The 3,588-nt window shown below is 72.6% G+C and carries 3 protein-coding genes; 2 read left to right on the top strand and 1 reads right to left on the bottom strand.

Translation table 11 applies throughout. The features are described 5' to 3' along the window. The coding region (locus AC1DP0_RS19685; protein WP_478087829.1) for a hypothetical protein at nucleotides 1-844 on the bottom strand (844 nt) is incomplete at its 3' end. A 153-nt stretch (nucleotides 845-997) separates the two neighbouring features. Between AC1DP0_RS19685 and AC1DP0_RS19680 the strand changes: the two genes are divergently transcribed. Continuing rightward, nucleotides 998-2,389, top strand: a complete 1,392-nt coding sequence (locus tag AC1DP0_RS19680; protein ID WP_478087826.1) for an FAD-binding oxidoreductase — start codon at nucleotides 998-1,000, stop codon at nucleotides 2,387-2,389. Continuing rightward, nucleotides 2,389-3,516: a pyridoxal-phosphate-dependent aminotransferase family protein gene (locus AC1DP0_RS19675; protein ID WP_478087824.1), complete on the top strand. Its 1,128-nt coding sequence runs from the start codon at nucleotides 2,389-2,391 to the stop codon at nucleotides 3,514-3,516. Before AC1DP0_RS19680 ends, AC1DP0_RS19675 begins: the two co-directional genes overlap by 1 nt. The last annotated feature ends 72 nt before the right edge of the window (nucleotides 3,517-3,588 follow it).

Genomic DNA, 3,588 nt, shown 5'->3' with positions numbered 1-3,588 from the left:
CCCCTCCGTCGAGTCGGGCGAGGCGTTCGAGCACCTCAGCCATGCGCCCGAACGTGTCCGGGGTGGGCACGGGGGCCTGCCCGTCGGCGTTGCCCGACAGCCCGGTCAGACGGTGGTCGCCATCGACGGTGATGGCTGCGGTCATCCGGTGGAGGGGTGCCCCCCGCTGCTCCTCGATCCCGTGGCGCAGCGTCCAGGCCAGCTCGTCGAGAACGTCCGAGGTCGTATGCCGCGTGGTGGCCGCGTTCTCCGACGTCGGCTCGGGTGCCGGGTCCGTGTCTCGACCGGGTGTGTGGCCCTCGCTGAGGAAGCCGGTCCCGGCGAACTCGATCTTGGCGAAGTCGACCTCGGCGTCGCGGGCCAGGGAGTTGTCGATGACGTAGGCGAGGTTGACGGCGAGGTCGGTCATGCCCGGATGCAGCTGCTGACCGACGAAGCGTGCGCACAGCAGCATGGCGTGCACCCGGACCATGGTGCGGCCCTTCCGGTCCTGCACCTGCTGCTGCGGCTCGACCCGGCCCAGGTCGAAGCCGTCGCGGGGGTAGAAGTGGACCGGCCGCTCGAGGACGAAGAGTGAGTAGTCCGGGCGGTCGGAGCCCGGCACGACCCGGTAGAGCTCGCCGTTGAGGGGCAGCTGCCACTCGAGCTCCGGCGGTGCGGTGTCGAAGCGGGTCACCGAGACGAGCGGCCCGTAGCGCCCCTGCGGGCTCGACGCCCCTGTCGTCCGTCCCGCCGCAGCGGGCACCGGGACGGACGGCCCCGCCGGTGCGCCGCCCCGAGCGGGCTCCGTTCTGCCGGCAACGTCGTCCGCATCGGGCTTGAAGGTGCGCGACAGCCATCCCATGCGGCAAACCTACCGGGCGGGGTCGACGGATCGATGTGGCGCCGGCCGGTGTCCGCCGGAGCGGGGGCGGCCGGTCCTCACGGCCGAGCGGGACGGCATACGCCGTCGCGTGGCCGGGACGCGCGACCCGACGGTCGTGGTTACGGTGGTCCGGTGACGACAGTGAGCAAGGACGCTCCCGACCTGCGGGCCCTCGGGGAGCTCGCCGAGTCCCTGACGCCGGGCGCCCTGGTGACCGAGCCCGACAGCGTGGCGGCCTACCGCTTCGACTACACGGCTGACGCCGGCGCCGGTATGCCGTTGGCCGTGGTCCGCGCGTCGAGCGCGGCCGACGTGCAGGCCACCGTGCGGTGGGCCGGCGCGCACGGCATACCCGTCGTGCCTCGCGGAGCGGGCAGCGGGTTGTCCGGCGGCGCGAACGCGATCGACGGGTGCCTCGTGCTGAGCCTCGAGCGGATGCGGGCCGTGGAGATCGACCCGGCTACGCGCACCGCCGTCGTCGAGGCCGGCGCCCTCAACGTCGAGGTCAAGCAGGCTGCGGCCGAGCACGGGCTCTGGTACCCGCCCGACCCGTCGTCGTTCGAGATCTGCTCGATCGGCGGCAACGTCGCGACCAACGCCGGTGGGCTGTGCTGCGTCAAGTACGGCGTCACGACCGACTACGTCCTCGGCCTCGACGTCGTCCTCGCCGACGGCACGCTCGTGCAGCTCGGCGGCCAGCGGGTCAAGGACACCGCGGGGCTCTCGCTCGTCAAGCTCTTCGTCGGCAGCGAGGGCACCCTCGGGATCGTGACGAGGGCGACGTTGCGGCTCGTTCCGGCCCAGGCGCCGCCCGCGACGCTCGTCGCCACCTTCGACACCGTCGAGGACGCTGCCCGAGTGGTCGTCGCGGTGGGCAACACCCTCCGCGCGTCGATGATGGAGCTGATGGACCAGACCTCGGTCAACGCCGTCGAGGACCACCGCAGCATGGGCCTCGACCGTGACGCCGGTGCGATGCTGCTCGCGCAGTCGGACGCACCCGGTGCAGCTCGCGGCGAGGAGATCGCCGTCATGCAGCGGTTGTGCGAGGTCGGGGGCGCTCGCGAGTGCTTCACGACGACGGACGCGGTCGAGGGAGAGATGTTCGTGGCGGCCCGGCGCGCCGCGATCGTCGCCATCGAACGGCGCGGCGCGATCATGCTGGAGGACGTCGGTGTGCCGGTGCCGCGGCTGCCCCACCTCCTCACCGGCATCGCCGAGATCTCCCGTCGCCACGAGGTGGAGATCCCCGTCGTCGCGCACGCCGGGGACGGCAACACCCACCCCGTCATCGTCTACCCCGCCGGTGACGCCGGCGCGAAGGAGCGCGCCACTCTGGCCTTCTCGGAGGTCATGAGTCTCGCGATCGGGCTCGGTGGCACCATCACGGGTGAGCACGGCATCGGCCGCCTCAAGCGCGACGCCCTCCCCGAGCAGCTCGGGCCGGACGTCATGGCCCTGACCCACCGCATCAAGAACGCCCTCGACCCGCAGGGCATCCTCAACCCCGGAGCTGGATTCTGATGACCACGACGCCGCCCGCCACCACCCGCCGTCCGATCGCCGAGCGTCACCTCTTCGGCCCCGGACCGTGCAACCCCTACCCCGAGGCGACCCTCGCCCTGGCGGCGCCGCTGCTCGGGCACCTCGACCCCGACTTCCTCGCCATCATGGACGAGACGTGCGACCTGCTCCGGCACGTCTGGGGCACCGACAACCGCCGCACCCTGCCCCTGTCGGCCACCGGGTCGGCCGGGATGGAGGCCGCCTTCGTCAACACCGTCTCCCCCGGCGACGTCGTCGTCGTGGCCGTCAACGGGCTCTTCGGCGAGCGCATGGTCGACGTCGCGGGCCGCCACGGCGCCGAGGTCGTCCGCGTCGACCACGAGTGGGGCACACCCGTCGACGCCGAGCGGGTCGCCGGGGCACATCCCTCGCCGAAGATCATCGCCGCCGTCCACGCCGAGACCTCCACGGGCGTCCGCTCCGACATCGCCGCTCTCGGCGCCCTCAAGGGTGACGCGCTGCTGCTCGTCGACGCGGTCACCAGCATCGGCGGCATCGAGCTGCGCGCGGACGACTGGGGCATCGACATCGGCTACGCCGGCACGCAGAAGTGCCTCGGCGTCGCCCCCGGACTCGCCCCCTTCACCATCAGCGACCGCGCCTTCGAGCGCCGCGTCGTCAAGCCCTCGTCGTGGTACCTCGACCTCGGCCTGCTGGGTGGCTACGTCGGCGAGGCCTCCGGGGCCGGCAAGCGCACCTACCACCACACCGCCCCGACGGCGATGGTCGTCAGCCTGCACGCCGCTCTGCAGCGGATCGCCGACGAGGGCCTCGAGAAAGTCTGGGACCGTCATGCCGAGGCAGGGCGCCTCCTGCAGGACGGTCTCGAGGAAATGGGCCTGTCCCTCTTCGCCCAGGAGGGCTCGCGCCTGCCCGAGCTGACGACGGTCCGCGTCCCCGAAGGCGTCGACTCGGCCGCGGTGCGCCGCTACCTCCTCGAGCGCCACGACCTCGAGATCGGCGCCGGGGTGGGCGAGTTCGCCTCGACCGTGTGGCGCATCGGCCTGATGGGTCACAATGCGCGCCCCGACCGGGTGGCCCTCGTCCTCGCCGCACTTGAGGACGCCCTGGCCCACGCCGCCTGACCCGCTCGGACCCCTCACCCGCGCGGTTCGAGGTGATCCGCGACCGTATGCCGCCGCGTATCACCTCGACCC

Source organism: Terrabacter sp. P5_B1 (assembly GCF_056400505.1).
This window is presented reverse-complemented; position numbering and strand designations above follow the sequence as displayed.